At 42.5% G+C, this 17853-nt stretch carries 14 protein-coding genes; 2 read left to right on the forward strand and 12 right to left on the reverse strand.

Going from position 1 to position 17853, the window contains the following annotated elements; genetic code table 11:
* Window positions 1-71 precede the first annotated feature (71 nt).
* Window positions 72-821 (forward strand): DUF481 domain-containing protein, encoded by a 750-nt coding sequence (locus CJD30_RS03840; RefSeq protein ID WP_294916477.1) that lies wholly within the window; start codon window positions 72-74, stop codon window positions 819-821.
* 37 nt (window positions 822-858) lie between these two features.
* Complete coding sequence (locus CJD30_RS03845; protein ID WP_294916479.1) at window positions 859-1551, forward strand: transposase; 693 nt, start codon at window positions 859-861, stop codon at window positions 1549-1551.
* Here the strand turns inward: CJD30_RS03845 and CJD30_RS03850 are convergent.
* From CJD30_RS03850 to CJD30_RS03905, 12 genes are all read right to left on the reverse strand, one after another.
* Window positions 1532-2062: a HyaD/HybD family hydrogenase maturation endopeptidase gene (locus CJD30_RS03850; protein ID WP_294916481.1), complete on the reverse strand. Its 531-nt coding sequence runs from the start codon at window positions 2060-2062 to the stop codon at window positions 1532-1534. The genes CJD30_RS03845 and CJD30_RS03850 overlap by 20 nt on opposite strands.
* Complete coding sequence (locus CJD30_RS03855; RefSeq protein ID WP_294916483.1) at window positions 2062-2619, reverse strand: hydrogenase maturation protease; 558 nt, start codon at window positions 2617-2619, stop codon at window positions 2062-2064. Before CJD30_RS03855 ends, CJD30_RS03850 begins: the two co-directional genes overlap by 1 nt.
* Window positions 2616-4841: a carbamoyltransferase HypF gene (gene hypF / locus CJD30_RS03860; RefSeq protein ID WP_294916485.1), complete on the reverse strand. Its 2226-nt coding sequence runs from the start codon at window positions 4839-4841 to the stop codon at window positions 2616-2618. The genes CJD30_RS03855 and hypF overlap by 4 nt, the downstream gene beginning before the upstream one ends.
* Window positions 4842-4915: 74 nt before the next feature.
* The gene (locus CJD30_RS03865; protein WP_294916487.1) at window positions 4916-6838 is read right to left on the reverse strand and encodes a hypothetical protein; all 1923 of its coding nucleotides are present in this window, start codon (window positions 6836-6838) and stop codon (window positions 4916-4918) included.
* A gap of 102 nt (window positions 6839-6940) precedes the next feature.
* On the reverse strand, window positions 6941-7651 hold the full coding sequence (locus tag CJD30_RS03870; protein WP_294916489.1) for a cytochrome b/b6 domain-containing protein: 711 nt from the start codon (window positions 7649-7651) through the stop codon (window positions 6941-6943).
* 10 nt (window positions 7652-7661) lie between these two features.
* Window positions 7662-9437 carry a nickel-dependent hydrogenase large subunit gene (locus tag CJD30_RS03875; protein WP_294916491.1) on the reverse strand — a complete coding sequence of 592 codons (1776 nt, stop codon included), beginning with the start codon at window positions 9435-9437 and terminating at the stop codon, window positions 7662-7664.
* Complete coding sequence (locus tag CJD30_RS03880) at window positions 9430-10668, reverse strand: hydrogenase small subunit (RefSeq protein WP_294916493.1); 1239 nt, start codon at window positions 10666-10668, stop codon at window positions 9430-9432. Before CJD30_RS03880 ends, CJD30_RS03875 begins: the two co-directional genes overlap by 8 nt.
* 239 nt (window positions 10669-10907) lie before the next feature.
* The gene (locus CJD30_RS03885) at window positions 10908-12203 is read right to left on the reverse strand and encodes a nickel-dependent hydrogenase large subunit (protein ID WP_294916495.1); all 1296 of its coding nucleotides are present in this window, start codon (window positions 12201-12203) and stop codon (window positions 10908-10910) included.
* On the reverse strand, window positions 12190-13116 hold the full coding sequence (locus tag CJD30_RS03890; protein WP_294916497.1) for a hydrogenase: 927 nt from the start codon (window positions 13114-13116) through the stop codon (window positions 12190-12192). The genes CJD30_RS03885 and CJD30_RS03890 overlap by 14 nt, the downstream gene beginning before the upstream one ends.
* Window positions 13067-13660, reverse strand: a complete 594-nt coding sequence (locus CJD30_RS03895) for a TetR/AcrR family transcriptional regulator (RefSeq protein WP_294916499.1) — start codon at window positions 13658-13660, stop codon at window positions 13067-13069. The genes CJD30_RS03890 and CJD30_RS03895 overlap by 50 nt, the downstream gene beginning before the upstream one ends.
* A 33-nt stretch (window positions 13661-13693) precedes the next feature.
* Window positions 13694-15385: a nickel-dependent hydrogenase large subunit gene (locus tag CJD30_RS03900; protein WP_294916501.1), complete on the reverse strand. Its 1692-nt coding sequence runs from the start codon at window positions 15383-15385 to the stop codon at window positions 13694-13696.
* Window positions 15378-17807, reverse strand: a complete 2430-nt coding sequence (locus CJD30_RS03905; RefSeq protein WP_366722931.1) for a hydrogenase small subunit — start codon at window positions 17805-17807, stop codon at window positions 15378-15380. Before CJD30_RS03905 ends, CJD30_RS03900 begins: the two co-directional genes overlap by 8 nt.
* Between the last annotated feature and the right edge of the window lie 46 nt (window positions 17808-17853).

Raw genomic sequence — 17853 nt, forward strand, 5'->3', positions numbered from 1 at the left:
CCTCATTGAGCTTCAAAAAAGGCTCAATCGCTATAATTTCAATCCTATACTTTCATTTATAAAGGTCTCGATTGCGTTTACTACTCTTACTGATCCTCTCCACATCCTTATTTGCTCTGGTTACCATAGCCCCCGTCGATATTGGATCGAAACCCGGTTTAAGCGGAAATATTTCCGGTTCATTGAGCTCCAAAAGCGGCAATACCGAAAAAGAAGATTATTCTTTAGGCTTGCGCATGCAGTACGACCAAGGAAGCGACTACCTGACATGGGGAACGTTTACCTACGATTACGGCAAATCAAAAGGGACGAAAAATGAAGATAAAATCTATGCTCATGTACGCTATATCCACGCAATCGATGATCGCAAAGAGTGGACAAGCGAAATTTTTCTCCAAACCGAACAAGATAAATTTAAAGCGATCAATGAGCGCTCATTAGCAGGTGCGGGGGGGCGCTGGCGTTTTCTCAATTCGGACGATTGGGGAAAAGGCTACATCGGCGCGGGGGCTCTGTTTGAAAAAATTGACTACACACACCCTCAAACCAATCCCAATGAAAACAACACCCGGCTTAATAGCTATCTTGCTTGGACACAGACATTTGCCAATGTATCGAAACTCAGTTATTTGGGCTACTTTCAACCGAAATTTAGTGACTCATCGGATTATGTCTCTTTGCAGACATTAGAGCTGATTGTCCCGATATATGGAAAGCTGAATCTCTCATTGACCGCAAAATACGGCTATGACAGTTGCCCGCCGATCAATGTTAAAAAATCGGATAGTTCTTATATAACTAGCTTGCTTTGGGCATTTTAACCGATTTTTTCCTTTTTCCTTTGCTACAATATTCGTTATGAATGATGACGCTCTTTGTATCTACTGTCAACATACCCTTTATCATCTCAGTGATGGGATGGTGAAATGCTCTGTTTGTAAAAAAAAGTACAGTCCCTCACGCATCCATCAGATTAAAAATATCATCCATATGTTTTGTTCTGATGAAAATGCACTCTCTGCGTCCAAATCGCTTGATCTGAGCTATATTACGGTAGCAAACTACTACCAAAAACTTCGGGCGCTGTGTGCAGAGTATTGTGAAGCACAGTATCAGCTCAACCGAACGTCAGACGTCCAATATGAAGAGTATCTCTACATCGAAAAATCGAAACGGCATAACAAAACAGCTATCTTCGATTCCCATAATTTTCTCACGTTTGCCTACGGTCATAAAGTTTATACGTTGCTCATGCCTTCATTGGGAATTTTCAAACAGCAGTTTTTGGCAGATAATCTCGAAGAGGTGTATTATAAAGAGTTTTCAAAATTTATGCGAACGAGCAAAATTATCAAGATATCGGAATACGACAACGTTATCGTACAGTTTTGGCATTATTTTGAACAGTTTATTACTACCTTTAAAGGTGTCAGTTCAGAACATTTCCCCTATTATCTCAAAGAGGCCGAATTCAAATTCAATACCCCTATTGAGAAGCGCTCAACGATTTTGGAAACGCTCTATTTTCGTCCTAGCGACTCGGGTATTTAAACTCTTCAATAATGTCATATAAACTTTTTTGGAATTCGTTTTGTTTAGAACTGATATTTATAGTTTTTAAGTAGTTAATAACTGTATTTATATAAGCATTAAAATGGTCGTGAAGGGTTTCACTCAACCCCATATGAAATGTAATGCTTTTAGGGATTATACCGATAACGTTGGATTCCGGCAGAGGATGTCCCATGAGTTCGATCATATCCAAACACTGCATCACCCCAACCTCATGCGCGCCCCCGCTGTTCAATCCATAGCCGCTTAGTTCATATGATGGGATGTTATAGATGCTCCCCGCATCATCGTCGAGATTGATCGTATCGAGAATGACGATCCGATCATTTTCTAAAAACAGATTGAGAAGGTTGATCCCCTCCACCCCTCCGTTGATAATCTGAATTTCAGGACTAAACGTATAATTGGCATTTAGATACGCACAGGCGTAAATTCCGATCCCGTCATCCTCTTCGAGTACATTTCCTACGCCCAAAACAACAATCGACATTAAAACCCTTTAGCGTGTTCGATACTTGGATTCGCAAATTGTTCGATAATCTCATCCAAACTCATGATCTCAGCTTTTTGCTTTGCAGCCACACCGCATTTTTCAAGCTCTTCTGCAATGATCACTATGTATCTTTCCCAATGTGAACGCAATGCAGGGGTCACGTCGACACAAACGCTTATGATATCTTCGGGAACAATGCTGATCATCGTCGTTTGCGCGCAATGTGATGCCATCGAACAGATTTGAAGCATCTCGGTAATCTCTACTTCATTCGCTGTTTTTTTGATACCTTGATTTGCTATCAATTCATCTCCGCTCATCACTTGTATGGTTCCGATCGCTAATGAATCATCCGAACTCGTATTGACAATGATAACGTGTTCATACTCTTGCAAGAGCGGCATCAGCAAAAATCCCAGCGTTCCCCCATCGACAATATCCAATGCAGGTTCATACGTAAAATTTTCTTTGAAGTATTTGCCGGCATACAATCCGATCCCCTCATCCATAAAAAATGCATTTCCTGAACCGATCAATGCTACTTTTGCGTTCATTCTTTTCCTTTTGTATTGTTTTGAGCATAATATAGTTGCCCCAGTGCAATCGAGCCGTCATTGATCGGTGTTTGCTGCTGGGCATAAAATCGTTTTTCTCCAAAACGACGATAAAGTCGTGCCATCAAAGCCCGATTTTGAAAAACCCCGCCTCCGAGGACTATCGGCAATTCAGGATAGGTGTTCGCATAATACTCAATCATCGCTTCGATGGTCGCTAAAAAGCGGCTTGCAATAACCTTTTTTTCCAATTCCAGTGCAACGATTTGTTGAATCATCGGAGAAATATCGATCTGGGAATCATGTATATGAAAAGAAAACGGTTCTATGATCGAATCATCCACAAACGACTCCATGATCATTCCCCCCTGCCCCTCGTAATCGAGCGTGTGGATAAAACCTCCCAATGAAGCGACCGCATCAAACAACCGCCCCATAGAACTGCTGCGCGGAGCATTGATACCTTTACTCCACATATGATGCAGCGTCCGTATTTCATGCGGTAAAAAAGCTTCAACGCTCGGTGATTTGAGATTCAATACCTCATCGAGACTGAATGATTCAAACAAAAGGGATAGAGCAATTCTTCGCGGTTCCTTGATCGCTTTGTCTCCACCCAAAAGAGCAAATGCTCTTACATGCCCTATCCGTTGATACCCATGAGTATCGGCGATCATCACCTCTCCGCCCCAAAGCTGTCCATCCTCCCCATACCCCGTTCCATCAAACGCAAACCCAAGAACGGATTCATCCAAAGCGTATTCTGCCATACAGGCGAGAATATGGGCATAGTGGTGTTGAATACCGTAGTGCTCTTTTTTTTGTTCCGCAGCATATTGGGTAGAGGCATATTGCGGATGGAGGTCGTGTACCAACAATGAGGGCTCAGCATCATAAAAGCGTTTAAACGTCTGAAGCGTTCTTTCAAAATAACCATCCGCTTCGATACTTCCCAAATCACCGATATGAGGGCTAAGCACCATATTCTCTTTGACCCCTAATGCTATCGCACTTTTTTGATGCGCACCGAGTGCCAAAATTGCTCTATCGTGCTCATCGTTTAAAAAAGTATGCGGTGCATACCCTCTTCCCATACGCAGCATCACGACCCGACCCTCAGCGATTTGGACCACTGCATCATCGAGTGCATTGACTATCACCCGATCGTGATCCAAAATTCCATCCACAACATGAGATAGTCGACTTACAATCTCAGAGGAACGGACCATAATCGGTTCATCACTGATATTGGCACTTGTCGCGATCAAAGGAAAATCGATTCGCTCAAACAATAACCGATGCAGTGGAGTATAAGGCAAGAATACGCCGATTCGCCCAATCGATGGAGCAATCAGCGAAGACAAATTAGTACCCCTCAGGGCATCGACGATTACGATCGGTTTGATCATCCCGGTGATGAGCTTTTTTTCTGCTTCAGAGATTTTTGCATAACGTTCGAGTTGCTCAAGTGAGTTGAACATCACGGCTAACGGCTTAGATTTACGATGTTTTCGTAATCGTAACTCGGCTACTGCTTTATCACTGGTAGCATCACACATCAGATGAAATCCACCTAATCCTTTGAGTGCAATGATTTTTCCCGATCTCAGCATATCTACGGCAAGCGAAATCGGATCACCGATGATCTCCTCTCCGCGGTTATCCAGAAAACTCAATTTTGGACCACACTCAGGACAGCTGATAGGCTCGGCATGATAACGTCTGGACAATGGATCATGATACTCCGCATTGCATTCAGGACACATTGCAAAATGCTTCATCGACGTGCGGACACGATCATAAGGGGGCGTTTGAATAATTGTATACCGGGGACCGCAATCCGTGCAGTTAATAAAAGGATAGTGATAACGGCGATTGGTCGGGTCATCCATTTCCATCTGGCATGTTAGACAAAGAGCAGTATCGAGCGGAATAGCAACACTGCTCTGCCCCAAAGCACTCTGGCGAATTTCAAAATCGTTATAATCGACGTATTCACATCTCTCGAGTGTTAAAGAATCGATACGAGAACGTTCAGGTAGATCGGTACGCAAAGCTTCTATAAACGGTTCACATTGTTCGCCATGGGCTTCTATCAGTACACCATCAGGCGTATTGCAGACATAGCCACAGATACCGTAACGTATAGCTTCTCGGTATACAAAGGGGCGGAAGCCCACCCCTTGAACAATCCCTTTGATCGTGATTTTATAGCTGATCATACAAAGTCTCTCTTCCTTATCCGAAAGAGATCGGTAGTTTTAGAGGCTTTACCTGTGAAGCGTAAAACGTTCGTTTATAGAAATACTCCACCGACAACGCAATTTTCCTTCCCGATCGGATAGCTAACATTCATCAATACCGGAGTATTTTTCAGATTTCTTTGTAAACGGCTAAAGAGAGATTGTCCGGCAAAATAAGATCCGCACAAAACAATATCCGTCGCAGTTGTCTTCCCTTTGATTTCGCTCAACAATTCACTGAAATAGTCTCCGAATGATTCGAAGATAGAATAGCTTAAATAGACTGAACCTACATCGGCAAGACGATAACTGATGATACTTGCCAAGAACGCAACATGATTAAAGCGGTTGTCTTCTACTTTCGTATCGATTTGAAGTCCACCTTTTCCGATAAACTTCAACGCTTCTTTCATCACACCCTCAAAACTCTCTTCTTCGAGTTCCAAAAGCATTGCGGTAGCTTCAAACAATGAAACATTCCCCTGTTCAATACGCAACAATGTTTCATAGATTCGCGGATGATTTTTTTCTATATTATCGATGAGACGATCCGATCCCTCTCGCAAGGTACGCATTGCTTCTATGATCCCCTCGCCGCTGAAATGTTTCGGAGGAACAACCCGAATTACTTTTTTCCCGTCATAATAAAGAAATGACGGTTCACCTTGAAAGTAAGCACCGACTACTTTTGTACCAAATTTATTATGTTCAGCAATAACGGACATAAACGATGCTTCATCGAGGCTTACCGTATGAAAATTATTCGACTCGACAGCAGGCTCTTCAGTTTCAATCTGATTGACTTTGAGAGTTGAAGCAGAACTAAAACGCTCCATCTGATCAAAGAGCACGCCCCGATCATCTTTTATCCCGACCAACCCATGGGCAATACTAAGCGTATCGGTTCCGTACGGAAGACGTGATGGAAATGAAACTCTCTCACCTGAAGCAATGAATTTGATATCTTTGTTGATAAACAAACGCATATCCGATTGATGCTGAATCTCCAAATCAAAATCCATAACAAAGTCTGCTTCTATCGGTTTTTCTAAAGCTTCATAGACAATATAATCCAGCCCTAATAGGGTAAGCTCTTTTGCAAGAAGTATCGAAAAACCTTCATCCGGATATTTTACATCCACCGATGTTCCGAACGTTTCTCGCATCGACTCATCTTTCAGAGCGACATGCAAGATTGGACGTTCAATGCTTAACAATGCATTGAATTCATCGTTTATCAATGAACAATAATCCGTTATTTTCATCGCGTTTGTGAGCATCAAAACGCTCATTGGTTTCACTTTTTCAGCACGATAAAAACAACGATATCCCATCGTCGTTTTCATCAACAAGGTTTTACCATCACGAAGCGCTTTTGCAGCAACTTCGAACATGGTTCGAAAACTTCCGGCATCATTTGCGTATCGTTCTTTATCTTTATGAAGAAGTTTTACAGGGATACCGCACGTATGGCATGAATTAAGTACCTGTTTTTCACGGCGACCAAAGCTTTTCGCTTCCTCTTCACATGTCGGACACGGTTTGACATACGAAAACGTAGTATTTTCTCTCGTATAAGGGTACTTTTCGAAGAATGCATATTGACCACCACAATGGGTACATTGCGTAAAAGGGTAATAATAACGCTTCGATGAAGGATCAAACATCTCTTTTTGACACGACGGGCATAACCCTAATGCAACAGGATATTCGACTTCAAAATCCGGAACAGACTCCGGTTCCCCATCCATCTCGTAATGTTCAGACTTACTCAAAAAACACGATGCAGGAAGGGTAGCAGCAATCTCTTCTAAACATGCTTGAAGATTTTCATCATGGCTGTCAAACGCACAAATGATTTTATTCTTTTGTTGATGGATAACGGCTTTGATACCAAAGCGGCGAACAATAGAAATCAGATAATTTTTTATAGTGGGTTGGGAAAACGGAGTCATTAACTCCAATGCGAATGCCATAATACAAATCCTTCGTCATAATCTAGACTATCTCTCATCGCTCACCCGAAGGAAATCTATGAAAAACAGCCTCTCATGGGCGAACCCATGAGAATCATAATATTAGTTTGCTGAATCGTCTTTGACGAATTTAGAACCACCGATAACAATCGCAATATCTGCTTCTTTCCAGAAAATAGTTCTCCAAACTTGGTAGTAAATATGAAATACTACCCAGCACAAGATAAACCACATTGTCATATGGTGAGCGATACGAACATCCATCAATGTCCCGCCACATACCGGAATCGTCCAATCTGTCACCAGATGAAGCATCCACGGCCACCAAGTACCGATTGAGCTCATCCCTGATTCCAATCCATGTACATACATTTGCAATCCGGTCAACAACATCCATGCAAGAAGCAAATGGAAAATCGTGAAATAAACCGTGTTAAAGCTATCAGCATGCGATGAATCAAACTCTTTTTTACGGTTTAACGTCAAAAGATTAACGACAACCGCTTTGAATTCTGCAATATTTTTTCCATTTGGAATAACTTTTTTATACGGTTTTTCAAAACGGCTGAAAAAATAAAGATACGCAATAATTACCGACGTTACATCGAATAAAATTGCAATGATAAAGTGCCCGTAACGGTTCCACGCCATTACATATTTATCGACTGCACCATCAGCAATAAAGCTCTGATAGTACGGATGTCCGATATAAAGTCCCGTTATCACCGCGCCTACCATACAAATTGCGTTCACCCAGTGGATGATACGCATTGCGGGTGTCATACGTTTGACTTGTTTGTACCCCTGTTTCATATTTAGCTCCTTAGATACTGCAAGAAGTATCTACTTTGTAAACAGCAAGCTCTTTACCTTTTGTATCGACAACGTGAACCGCACACGCGATACATGGGTCAAAACTATGAATAGTACGGATAATTTCCAACGGTTGTTCAGGGTTTGCAACTTTAGTCCCGATCAAACTTGCTTCATACGCACCAAGACGATTTTTATGATCGCGAGGAGCCGCATTCCATGTGGAAGGAACGATTGCTTGATAGTTTGCTACTTTTCCTTCTTCGATACGTACCCAGTGACCAAGTGCTCCGCGTGGAGCTTCTGCCATACCACGACCTTTTGCACTCACACTGACTTTATCAAAATCAAACTCAGTCCATGTTGATTTATCACCTGCAAGAACGTTTGCAGTCAACTCATCAATCCACTCAACCATGACATCTGCCATCAAGTTTGTTTCAATAGCACGCGCTGCTGTACGTCCAACGGTACTGAAAAGAACAGCGACTGGCAATTTACCGCGCTCCAAGAATTCCGTAACGTATTTAGTAATACGTTTGTCTTTTGCTGCAACACCGATAACCATACGTGCCAACGGCCCGACTTCAACACGGGTGTCATTGTACAACGGTGATTTAATCCAGCTGTATTTCTCTTTTGTTTTAAGGTATGCATTACCGTCTTCACGGCGATCAAGCCCTGTATATTCAGGAATCGTTTGACCTTCATACGGATGAAGAGGTTTGTCACCTTTGTACCATGAGTGAGTAACGTCTTCTGCGATTTTCTCTTGATCCAACGGAACAACTTTAGAGATATCTCCGCCAAGGACAACCCCGCTTGGGAAAAGAAGCGCTGATTTATAGAATCCGGTATCATCAAGACGGAAATCACCGTAACTCATGAAGTTAAGCAATCCGCCGCCAGTTCCACCGACACCTTTGCCACCCATCAATTCAGTGAATGTCGCTTTTGAATCGGTTGCTTCACCGGCATACATTGTTCCAGCCATGTAAACGTCCGGAAGATACGCTTCTTTAACAAATTTGCGGCCTGCAAGCAAGAGAGATTTGAACAATGCCAAACGGGCAGGATTTTGGATGTCTTGAACACACGTTACACCACCAACAACGATTGATTGTGGATGTGGGTTTTTACCACCGAAAATTGCTTGCATTTTTGCCATATCACGTTGAATATCCAACGCTTGCAAATAGTGTGCAACACCGATAAGGTTTTGTTCCGGTGTCAATTTGTAATGCGGGTTACCCCAGTATCCGTTTCCGAAAATACCAAGACGACCTTGTTTAACGAATTTCGCTACGCGATCTTGAATCGCTTTAAATTCGCTTTCACCGTCAATATACGGGTTTTCTCCAGCAACACTTGCCCATTTGCGCGCTTCTGCCGCTGTTTTAGCCGGATCTGCAGAAAGTGCTGAAACAACATCAACGAAATCAAGTGCATGCAAGTGATAAAAGTGAACCACGTGGTCATGCATGTACAACGCACCTTGGATAAGGTTACGAACGATACGTGCATTTTTTGGAATCGTGATATCAAATGCATCTTCAACCGCTTCGATTGAACGTTGATAGTGAGTACCGGTACATACACCACAAATACGCATTGCTAACAATCCGCAGTCACGTGGATCACGCCCTTGTAAAATGGTTTCAATCCCACGGAACATCGTCGAAGCACTGTATGCGTCTACAATCGTATTGTTCTCATCAATAACCGCTTCAATACGTAAATGCCCTTCAATACGGGTAATTGGGTCAACTACAATGTGTTTACTCATGGCTCTCTCCTGAATTTTCTCGTTTACCTGCTACTGTGCTGGCTGCTGCATGAATGGCGATACCGATGCCGGCTGCTGTCAACATACCCAAACCGAATTCATCAACAGTTTTTTCAACTCCGCCTGTCGGCGCTTTGATTTTCGCATCAGCCATTGGGCGCTCATATGCATATTTATCCCAGAAATCTGGTTCTGAACAACCGATACAACCACGACCGACTCCGATTGGCCAGTTCACTGCTTCGTTATAACGAACGATTGAACAGTTATTGAATGTCATAGGACCTTTACATCCCATTTTGTAGAGACAGAAGTTATTTTGTGCTCCTACATCTCCCCACTCTTCTACGTACTCACCTGCATCGAAGTGTGCACGACGCTCACAGTTATCATGGATACGATAACCGAACGCGAATTTAGGGCGAAGAAGTGAATCAAGCTCAGGAACTTGACCTGTCAATACGTAATGCAAGATTACACCAACCATATTTGCCGGGTTAGCCGGACATGCTGGGATATTGATAAGTGGTTTGTTTTTAATAACATCCATTACACCGACCGCACCGGTTGGGTTCGGAGCTGCAGCTGGGATACCACCGAACGTAGCACATGCTCCAACAGCAACAACAGCAGCAGCATTTTCTGCACAGCGTACGAGATGGTCATGGAAAGTTTCACCTTTCGCACCGATTGTTCCGTATTGTCCGTCCATACCCATTGGGATAGAACCTTCAACGAAAAGAAGATATTTGCCTTTGAAGTGCTCCATAGCTTCATCAAGTTGTTTTTCTGCTTGATGTCCTGATGCCGCTTGAAGTGTCTCATGGTATTCAAGAGAGATAATGTCAAGAACGATTTCATCGATTTTTGGTCCATCAGCACGTAGAAGCGCTTCAGAGTTACCGGCACAATCTTGAAGTTCTAGCCAAACAACTGGAGCACGATTCATCATCACCGCAGCGTCCGCAACTAGCGGTGTAAACATAGGAGGTAACATCAACATTGCTGTTGTAGCACTCGCCCATTTCATAAACTCACGTCGATCAATTCCGTTCTCTTCTAAAAGATCGGTAAAGTCTAGCTTGTTAGCTGGCGTAAGAGAACGCATCTCATTTAAACGCGCCTCACATTTTTCGAAAAGCTCTTGATAGTATGTGTCGCCCTTGTTCGTTTCGACACGAGAACTCTTCGAAGTGAACAGTTTTTTAACCGTTTCAATTCTATCGGACATAATCCCCTCCTCAATTATTTAATGAACAATCATTCAGTATTCTACGACTGGATAACTTAAACGAATATTTAAAAGATAAAATTTATTTAAAAAGATTGAATACTTATTCAGTTTTGGAACAAAAATGTTTGCTTTTGTAAAGAATTGTGCAATAAAAAAATATTATTTTTCTTTTTTTCGATTAAAAAAAGTTAGTTTTAAAAAAGTTATTTTGTAACACATTAAAATAATTAGTAATTTTAATGTGTCGTACACACCGAGCAAACATCGAAAGTTCGAAATATCAAAGAGGCTTTTTCTATGGACTCTGCACCTATCATTGCTTTTTGAGCCACCCCTAGATTTGAGTATTGTCCGTTCCCCAAGTTCCATTGTGTGGGTGTGATCATCGAATAGGTTACTATTTTACCCTTTTCGACTTTTGCAGTATGAATCAGTGAGCCACGAGGGGCTTCAACAATTCCGATCCCTGTACCGCTGATATTCTCAATAGACAGAGGAGCTACAAATGAAGGTTCCGAAAGATCCAAAGTATTCAGAAGATTGCGTATTTTTCGGACACAATATACAATCTCATCCATACGTGCATTTAATCGGATCAGAGAACTGTCTCCGTGTTTTCGATACAAAGTTGTCATTCCCGAACGTTGTGTGAGAATAGCTCGCGCCAATGGTCCTGTTTCGTAAAATAAATTATTATACAGGGCATTTTTCGCGTATGTTTTTCCACCTTTTTCAAATGTGTTTGAGCTGTCTTCGCTAATGAAAAAAAGATCGGCAATCGACATTTCATTCTCACTCATCGCTAAACGTTCATCTCCCAGCATCAAAAAACGTTGATGGCTTTTTCCCGTCTCTAGCAGATTGAATCGTTCGAAATATCGTAACAGTTTTCCGAAATCACCCGATAGCTGTAATGATGTATCGTCGTGAAAAGTAGATTCAAAGTTCTCAAATGAGCACCCCAATATCTCATCCGTAACAAATTTTTCCACATCGCTCACAATTTTTAGACCCTGCATCACCTCGATGTAGGTCGGATCGCATGTCACTCCACCCGGCAAAGCATAAGAGCTATGAGGCCATTGACCGCTAAAAAGGGCACATAGTTGATTGATCTGTGTCGTGATATAGAGTGCCTTCAAAGCAACCGGCGGCTCTTCATTAGCCAATTTTCCAGCTTCGTGCAACATCACCAAATAGAGCCATTTGATATGGTTCTGAAGCAATTCGCACAAACGTGTAATCTCGCGAATGCCCTTGGCTTTTGAAGAAAGGGTTATTTTTGCCCCGGTATTGATATAGATGTTCTCCAACATCCGAACAGCTGCAATCAAATGGGAGTGTCCGCAAATACCGCAAACCCGTGGAGCAATAACTAATGCATCGAGGGCATTGCGTCCTTCTAAAATTGCTTCCATCCCTCGAAAATGCAAAAAACGGATATCGGCTTCTTGTACGGTACCGTCTGTATCGGTATTAAATTCTAAAACGGCTTCTCCCTCGATCCGCTCGATCAGTTCATGCGTTATCATCGATCAGTTTCCCTTCCAGCCGTTTGATATGAAACGATTTTGCAGCACCCGCGAGAGCCAAGTAACTCCGTTTCGGAACACCTAATGGCATCTCTGCCGGAATCGACATATAGGTTTTTGTGCTAAAAAGATCTTTCTTAGGAAATGAGGGTTCCGTACACCCGACGCACGGCATTCCGATACGTGTTTTCGAACTCACATCGTTCCACAGGATTTTATTGCAGCTACCGTGAGTAAAAGGACCTTGACACCCTTGGGCATAAAACAAACACCCCTCTTTCGTTCCAAAATGCTCACTGTCCACCTTCCACTCAAAATACTCATTTCGAAGACATCCGTTATGAACAAGATAGCCATAAAGTTCTTTTGGACGACGATATTCATCAAGAACAATATTTTTTCCCTGAACGATCATATCGATAACAAAGCTAAGCCATTTTGGATGAGTAGGACAGCCGCTTAATGTTATAACTTTTTCTCGATAATCTTTTAAGAGTCCGTGTTCCTCTTCTTTATCAAAAAGTATTCCTCGAATATTTTGAGGATCATTTTCTTTAAAAATTCCACCGAAACTCGCACAGCTTCCTAATGCGATAATATGTTTTGTTTTATAGGCAAGTGTAAGCAGCAATAACTCCATAGGCATCCCCGCACGCTCAAAATCGGCTTTATACGCCCCCTCAAAAATCAAAATATCCGATTGCGGAAGTTTTTTGACCAATTCTTTGAGCGTTTTTTTACACGGCAAGAGGGGATGGTGGATAAATTCTATAGTCTCAAGAAGATTTCCAAGCGAAGAATCATTTAAAAAGGAGTGATTATTACCGTTGCAGGTGATCCCCTGCAGCCAGATCACACGAAGTTTAGCGGGCTTTGAGGGCATTGTAGATATTTTCGGCGATCGTATGTTCATACGTTTCTAACGATTTTGGAAGAATCTGTTCACCATTTAAAAAGACCATTCCGCCCAAATATCCCATAAAAAGGCCAAATGCACTAAAAAAGTCTTGATCTTTCAGTTCACCGGATCTTACCCCTTCTTCAAAAAAGATCATCAACTCCGTTACAAAAGCTGATACACAAATCATACCGGTACAACAGTTTTGAAAAACTTCACGGTTAGAGAGATAGACCCGTAAAAAATACTCGATTGTTTCAGGACGCTCTTTTGCAATTCGAAAATACATATGGACGATTGCTTCAATCTTCTCTTGGGTACTGATAGGACTTTCATTGATCTTGCGGATCTCTTCTCCTAAAATATTAGCAATGTAGAGAATGAGATCTTTGGCCAATATTTCTTTAGATTTAAAATAATTGTATAAATTGCCGACACTCATACCGATTTTTTCAGCAATGGTGGGCATCGTGGTTTGATAAAATCCCTCTTTGGAAAACAATTCCAATGCTTTTGTCATAATAGAAATTTTTCGTTCTTCTTTTGTCGGACGTGCCAATGTTTTACCTAATTATAAAATTCGCTTTTATAATTATAGCGAATATGTATTCATTATTTTATAATGTGATAACTCTTTTTTAGTGGCATCAATGACATGAACGGCACAGGCAAGACACGGATCAAACGAATGTACGATCCGTAATACCTCTAAAGGGGCTGATGGATCACTGAGTTGAAGGCCGATCAGCGCCTCTTCGTAAGCACCTCTATCTTGGTTGATCCCTTTGGGAGATGCATTCCATGTGGTGGGTACAACCGCCTGATAATTAGCAATTTTTGATTCTTCGATACGGACGAAATGGCCTAATACACCGCGAGGAACTTCAAAGATACCCGCACCTCTCGCTTCGGACGGCAACTCTTCAAATACATATTTGGTCCATGTGGTCTCATCGTAATATTTTATATTCTCGATCAGATCGCTCATAGTGTCAAACAAATAATCGCAACAGATTTGTGCTTCAACCGCACGCGCCGCATTTCGTCCCAATCCGGTAGAAAAGTCCAACAGCTCCATGTCCGAACGCTTCATAAACCGTTCCATGTATGGACGGATAATCGCAGAGTGTTTGACATATCCCATTATCATCCGCGCCAACGGGCCTACTTCCATCACATCACCATCATAGCGCGGTGCTTTTACCCATGTGTATTTACCCTCGGTTTTGAGTGAACCATCATCATTGAGATCGGTATAAAACGGTGTTGTATCTCCCTCATACGGAGAAAGAGGCGTATCATTTTCATACCATGAACGGGAAGCCTCCTCTGTAATCTTGGTCGGATCGAAAGGCTCGACATGCTCAAAATTATGCCCCCGAATCACACCGTTTTCAAAAAGCTGCCGGTTTTTCCCAAATCGGTATCCTCCGCAGCACATGAAGTTTCCGACGGTGCGTCCCTCTCCGGCTTTGATGGAGTCACGATAGGCATTGATGAGCATCACCATATCCGGAATATAGGCACGTTCGATAAAATCACGGACCTCTTTGATAATGAACAAAAAGTCGTTTAGCCGCTGAGGATTAAGCATATCCGCAACACTCGTAACACCGCCAACGACCAAGTTCTGAGGGTGGGGAGTTTTGCCTGCAAAAATAGCTACCGCTTTAGAAAGCTCACGCTGTATCCGAAGCGCTTCAAGATAGTGATTCATATGGATGAGATTTTCTTCAGGACTGAAACGGTATGTACTGTGCCCCCAATAGCCATTTGTAAACAGACCAAGCCGCCCCGCTTTGACAAACCCTTCAAGTTTCTCTTTGACCGATTCCAGATGCCCTTGTGAATTACGGTAGGGGTGTTGCGACCACGATTCTGCATCATGCGAGGCTTTCGCACAATCTGCATTTAAAGCACTTGTGATATCGACAAAATCAAGCGAATGAAGATGATAGTAGTGGACAATGTGATCTTGAACAAATAAAGAGAGGGTCACAAGATTTCGGATGATTTCGGCATTATCCGGAATTTCAATCCCGTATGCCGCTTCCACAGCACTAATCGACGCACGATAATGGACATTTGTACATACTCCGCAAATGCGTTGCGCTATCAATCCCGAATCACGAGGATCACGCCCTTTTAAGATGGTCTCGATTCCTCGAAACAATTGACCGGAAGCCCACGCTTCTGTGATAATGTTGTTTTCATCGACTTCCACTTCAAGGCGCAAATGACCCTCGATACGGGTAATCGGATCGATGATGATTTTTTTAGTCATTAGCTTTTTCCTCTAGTTTACGATTATTGGCATAACGGTCAAATGCAATTTTCCCCTGTCCGCACCCGAAACATCCGTGCCCTGCTTGCACCGGCCAACTCGTCCCCTCATTGAATTTCACCAACGAACAGTTAAGATCGGCATAGGGTCCTTTACAGCCCATCTCAAAAAGGCACCATCCCTTCTTCGCCCCCTCATCACCCCATTCACGGACAAATTCTTCCGCATCATAGTGACCGCGGCGTTCACAGTTGTCATGCACACGAAAACCATATGCCCATTCAGGACGATTATGCGCATCGAGTTTTGGAAATTCATCGAACATGATGTAATGAAGTAAAGTACCCACGATATTAATCGGATTGGTCGGACATCCCGGAAGATTGATAATATCCTCTCTACCCAAGGCTTCCGATACACCTACCGCACCTGTCGGATTAGGCTCAGCCGCAACCACACCTCCATCATAGGCACACGAACCTACGGCAATAATTGCTGCAGCTTTTTTAGAAACTCGGCGTAACAGTTCCACTCCGGTCTCCCCTTTGGGGCCAATTCGTAAAAATTTGCCATCCATCCCCAGCGGTACGGCTCCCTCAACGATCAAAAGAAACTTTTCGCTGTCATTATGGAGGATGCTTTCCAATGCCGATTCCGATTGATCTCCCGATGCCGCCATCAAAAGCTCATGATAATCTAATGAGATGTACTTGAGGATTAGATCGTCTACTTTTGGATGAGAGGTTTTGATAAATGCTTCCGAATTACCCGTACAATCGGAAAGCTCAAGCCAAATAATCGGTATTTTATTGAGCTGTACAACACTCTCCCCCACAACCTCTTCAAACTGCGGGTGTAGATGCATTGATGCAGTTATCATCGAAACCCATCGATTAAACTCACGGCTCATCTCATATGATTCCAACGCTTCATGAAAATTTTCACTGCTCAACTGATTTTTAGGATGGAGACGATTGTACTTTTCGATACGCGCGCGTACTTTTTCGAGTTCGGCCGCTTGGGCCATAGCTACTTTTTCCGCACGCAATCGCGCTGCTTCAGTCGGATCGACCGGAGTGCTTGAAATAATCGTACAGATGTCCTGCTTGCACCGTCCGCAGACACGTCCCGCTTTTGTATGCTCTTTGAGTTCACCAAACGAGGTGATCGCATTTTCTTTGATGATGTCGATCAATTCTTGTTCATGCACCCCTTCACAACTGCATACCAATCGCCCCGATTCAGACATCAACCGGTTGGAATACAAATAAGCCGCATCGATCACAGAATCATGTTCCATCAGTTGCTTGATAGCGAGAAGATCGATATTCGTATTTATCCCGATAAATCGCTTTAGTCGATCGTTCTTAACGATATACTGATCAATCCGATCTTTATGTGCGATCAGAATCGTTTCATTATCACTATCTTTTGGATTAAAATCGGTCGCACTCACATCTGCGAACAAAAACGATCCTACTTTGAGCCCGTCAATCGCTACCTCTTTTCTAAATACCCTATCTTGATCTCCCAAAAGATTCGCAATCGCAATATCCGCTTGCAACGTACACTCTTTCACCCTTCCGGCGATAAACCCTCCATGTCGCACTTCTGCCGCTTCACCGACACAATAAATATCCGGATCAGAAGTTTGCATCCGATCATCCACTAAAATGCCCTTCGCACATTCAAGTGTATGGCGTGCAAAATCGATATTGGGATCAATCCCAACTCCGAAAATAAGAAACGGATTTTTAATTTCCCGTTGTTTGGTAATCACTTTCGTGATACGGCCATCTACAATCTCTTTATCTATGATTTCGTCATTAAATTGTATTTGTACCCGTTTATCGACTTCAAAAATACCTCTGATCAACTCTAATGCTTCACGGCTGATCACTTCCGAATAGAGATAATTTTTACGTACCAATAACGTAATACTTTTGGGGGATGAACTACGCATTAGGGTATCAAGCAACTCCAGTGCGATAGGACCAGCACCGACGATCACAACATTTTTATCGTTAATCCCTTGAGCAATCCGTTCACAATCTCTTTGACTTCTAAAAGTTGCTGCATTACTCAGTTCTGAAATATCAAACAGCGTTTTTGGAATCGATCCTGTTGCGATAATCAATTTATCGTAATGGAATGCGGCATGTTGGCTAAAAATCCGTTTTTCTTCGGGGGCAATAGATACGATTTTTTGATTGAGTTCCAGTTTTACTTTTGGATGAAGTTCCAATTCTATCGAATCGGTACACGTGCAATCTTCTACCAGCTTGCATAAATGGATACGGTCATAAGGGGGATGTTTCTCATCTGAAACAATCAGTACTTCTAGCTGAGGGGATTTTTGGATAAGCGTATTAGCAATATAGACAGCGGCGATCCCACCTCCTACGATTACAATACGCATCATCTTACTCCTCATTCTTGTTTATGGATTTTACCCGATTTTTTGATTG

The organism is Sulfuricurvum sp. PD_MW2 (genome assembly GCF_002633015.1).
In the GTDB taxonomy this organism is placed as follows: domain Bacteria; phylum Campylobacterota; class Campylobacteria; order Campylobacterales; family Sulfurimonadaceae; genus Sulfuricurvum.